This window comes from Roseateles sp. P5_B10, assembly GCF_056400485.1.
This window is the reverse complement of sequence record NZ_JBFULE010000514.1, coordinates 1-3,803: the sequence shown is the minus strand read 5'-3', so window position 1 is coordinate 3,803 and position 3,803 is coordinate 1. Positions and strand designations below refer to the sequence as shown.

At 67.7% G+C, this 3,803-nt stretch carries 2 protein-coding genes; both read right to left on the bottom strand.

Annotated features, from left to right (window positions below; all coding sequences use genetic code 11):
• Positions 1 to 26: 26 nt before the first annotated feature.
• Positions 27 to 1,757, bottom strand: coding sequence for a GspE/PulE family protein (locus tag AC1DU6_RS22960; protein WP_477859840.1), 1,731 nt, complete (start codon positions 1,755 to 1,757; stop codon positions 27 to 29).
• A gap of 16 nt (positions 1,758 to 1,773) precedes the next feature.
• On the bottom strand, positions 1,774 to 3,798 hold the full coding sequence (locus AC1DU6_RS22955) for a GspE/PulE family protein (RefSeq protein WP_477859841.1): 2,025 nt from the start codon (positions 3,796 to 3,798) through the stop codon (positions 1,774 to 1,776).
• Positions 3,799 to 3,803: the final 5 nt, after the last annotated feature.

Genomic DNA, 3,803 nt, shown 5'->3' with positions numbered 1-3,803 from the left:
AGGCTGGGCGAGGGGCTTCAACTCTGTCATTCAGCATCTACGCTGATGCGCACCGCCTCGGCCAGTGAGGTCTTGCTTTCGCGCACCATCGCCAGGCTGCGGTCGGCCAGGGTCTTGCCGCGCAGCGACTTGCGGGCGGCCGTCAGGAAGGCGCCGGCATCGCTGTTCTGGATGGCCAGGGCCATGTCGGGGTCCATCTCCAGCATCTCGTAGATGCCGCGCCGGCCCTGGTAGCCGGTGCCGTTGCACTCCGCACAGCCGCGGCCCGCCACGCTCTTCACGAGGCCCGGCGCCTCGCCGTTCATGGCCAGCACCTCGTTGATCCAGGCCTGCTCCTGCGGCGTGGCCAGATGCGGCTCGKCGCAGTGCTTGCAAACGCCGCGCAGCAGGCGCTGGGCCAGCACGGCCTGCAGGGAGGTGGCCACCATGAAGGGCGGCGCGCCCATGTCGAGCAGGCGAAAGGGCGTGGAGACGGTGTCCTTGGTGTGCAGCGTGGACAGCAGCAGGTGGCCGGTGATGGCGGCGCGCAGGCCGATCTCGGCAGTTTCGGCGTCGCGCATTTCGCCCACCAGGATCACGTCGGGGTCCTGGCGCAGCGCGGCGCGCAGCACCTTGGCGAAATCGAGCTCGATCTTGTCGTTGACCTGCACCTGGGTCAGCCCCGGCAGACGGTATTCGATGGGGTCTTCGGCGGTGATGATCTTGAGCTTCTCCGAGTCCAGTTCGGCGAGCGCGGCATACAGCGTCGAGGTCTTGCCGGAACCGGTCGGGCCGGTGACGAGCAACATGCCGGAGTCGCGCCCGAGCAGCTCGCGAAAACGCTTGAGCATGTCGTCGGGCATGCCGATGTCGCCCAGGCGGCGCAGGGCCGAGCCCTGGCCGAGCAGGCGCATGACGACGGACTCGCCGTACTGGCTGGGCATGGTGGACAGGCGCACGTCCAGCGTGCGGTCACTCAGGCGCAGCGTGAAGCGGCCGTCCTGCGGCAGGCGCTTTTCGGAGATGTCCAGGCCCGCCATCAGCTTCAGGCGCTGGGCCAGCGCGGGCGCGATGCGTTTGTCAGCTTGCGTGAGCGTCTGCATCAGGCCGTCGACGCGGTTACGGATCAACAGCTCGCCTTCCTGGGGCTCGATGTGCACGTCGGAGGCACCGGCGCGCGTCGCGTCCTCGAACACCGACTGCAGCAACCGCACGACCGGTGYGCCTTCCTGGCCGACGCTGGCCTGCAGGGCGCCGAAGTCGACGGCGTCGCCGATGTCCTTCTCCAGCGCCTTGGCCAGGCCGGAGATCTCGTCGCTGCGGCGGTAATGCTTGTCGAAGACGGCCGGCAGCTGGCTTTCGGCCACCACGGCCATGGCCAGGCGGCGCTTCAGGATCTTGGCCAGCTCGTCGAAGCCGAACAGGTCCAGCGGGTCGGCCATGGCGACCAGCAGGGTGTCGCCGCGCTCCTCCAGCACCAGCGCGCGGAAGCGCCGCGCCGGCGTCTCGGGCAGCAGGCGCACCAGGTCGGTCTTGAGCGGGAAGGTCTTGAGGTTGACGAAGGGCGCGCGCAGCTGGCGGGCCAGCACATGGGCCAGGGCCTCCTCGGTGATGAGGTTGGCCTCGATGAGGATGCGGCCCAGCTTCTTGCCGGTGGCGCGCTGCAGCTCCAGCGCCTGGCCGAGCTGCTCGGCCGAGATCAGCTGCTGCTCGACGAGGACGTCACCGAGACGCAGCTTGGGGCGGGGGGCTGCGGTTTCTACGGGCGCATCGCTCATCGGCTCGAACTTTCAGTCATGCATTGCTGGTGGCGTGGACTTCGGCGAGGGTGGTGATGCCCTGCAAGACCTTGATGATGCCGTCCTGGCGCAGCGAGCGCATGCCTTCGGCGAGGCCGCCGTGATGTAGTTCCTCGGCGCGGGCCCCGGTCTGGATCATGCGCCGTATGTCTTTGGACACAGTCAGCAGCTCATGCAGGCCGGCGCGCCCCTTGTAACCACTGCCGCCGCAGGCCGTGCAGCCGGGGCTGTGGTGCTTCATCAGCCGGCCGCCCTGGCCGTAGGACTTGATCCATTCCGACATCAGCGCGAGCTTGCTGGGCCGTCCCTCGGCCGGGAAGACGTGCAGATAGTCGTCCAGCAGTTCCTGCAGCTCGGCCTCAAGCATGGGCTCGCTGGTGCGGCAGGCGGTGCAGCTGCGCCGCACCAGCCGCTGGGCCAGCACGGCCAAGAGCGAGTCGGCGAAGTTGAAGGGGTCCATGCCCATGTCCAGCAGCCGCGTGATGGTCTCGGGCGCGCTGTTGGTGTGCAGCGTGGAGAGCACCAAGTGGCCGGTCAGCGAGGCCTCGACGGCGATCTCGGCGGTTTCCTGGTCACGGATCTCACCGACCATGATGACGTCGGGGTCGGCTCGCAGGAAGGCGCGCAGGGCCTTGGCGAAGGTCCAGTCGATCTTGGCGTTCACCTGCACCTGGCGCAGGCCGGCCTGGGTGATTTCGATGGGGTCCTCGGCGGTCCAGATCTTGCGCTCGGCGGTGTTGATATGGCTGAGCGCCGAATGCAGCGTCGTCGTCTTGCCGGAGCCTGTCGGGCCGACGCAGAGCACCAAGCCATATGGGCGGGCGACGGCGGTCTGCAGAGCGGCGAGGTTGGCCGGCGACAGGCCGATGCGGTCCAGCGGCATGGGCTTGCTGCTGGCCAGCAGGCGCATGACGACGTCTTCCAGGCCGTTGTTGGTCGGGATGGTTGCCACGCGCAGCTCCAGCCGGTRCTGGGGCGAGTACTTGGCGAAGTTGATCTTGCCGTCCTGGGGCTTGCGGCGCTCGGAGATGTCGAGGTCGCACATGATCTTGATGCGCGCGATCATCGCGTTGCGGTAGGTGGGGGGCAGCTCCAGATAGGGCTGCAGCACGCCGTCGCGGCGGAAGCGGATCTTGAGTTTTTCCTTGCCCGGGTAGGTCTCGATGTGGATGTCGGACACGCCCTGGTTGTGCRCCTCGATGATCATCGAGTTGATCAGGCGCACGAGCGAGTTGTCGCTTTGCTCGATGGGCGACTCCTCTTCCCTGGCGCTGCGCTCGCTGCTGTCGCGCTCCAGGCTCTCGATGAGCTTGTTGGAGTTGTCCAGCGTGAAGTCGGGCTGGAAGTCGGGCAGGGGGTCGACGGCGCTGCCGCGCGGCAGGGCCTCGCCGCCATAGCGGTCGAAAGCCAGCGGAATGGCGAACTGCAGGGTGCCGAGCTTGGTCAGCGTCGGCACGACCTTGAGCTGGGTGATGAATTCGACCTCTTCGATGGCGTCACGCCGCGTCGGGTCTTCCATGGCCACGACAAGGCGGCCGTCGCGCAGCAGCAGGGGCAGCACCTCCAGACGCTTGGCCACCGCGTGTGGCAGCTTGCGCACGGCGTCGGGCTCGATGGCGAAGTTCTCGACATCGACAACCGGATAACCCATCTTGCGCGCCAGCGCCGACTGCAGCTGCGCGCGGCTGATGACGCCCTTGCGCACCAGCAGCTCGCCCAGCGGTACGGAACGGTCATCACGCTGCTGAACCAGCGCCACCTCGAGCTGCTCGGGCGTGACCAGCTCCAGCGCCAGCAACGCCTCGCCGATGCGCACCATCGGCATCTTGGCCTGCTGCTCGATGGCCTGCAACAGTTGCTCGGCGGTGACGATCTGCTGGTTGACGAGGATGTCGCCGACGCGGCGCTGGCGCAGGTCGTTCTGCTCGACAGCGGCGGCGTTGAGCTGCTCGGGCGTGACGAGTTTGTCCTTCAGCAGCAGGTCGCCCAGGCGCTCGCCGATCTCGAAATGCGCCAGCACCTCGC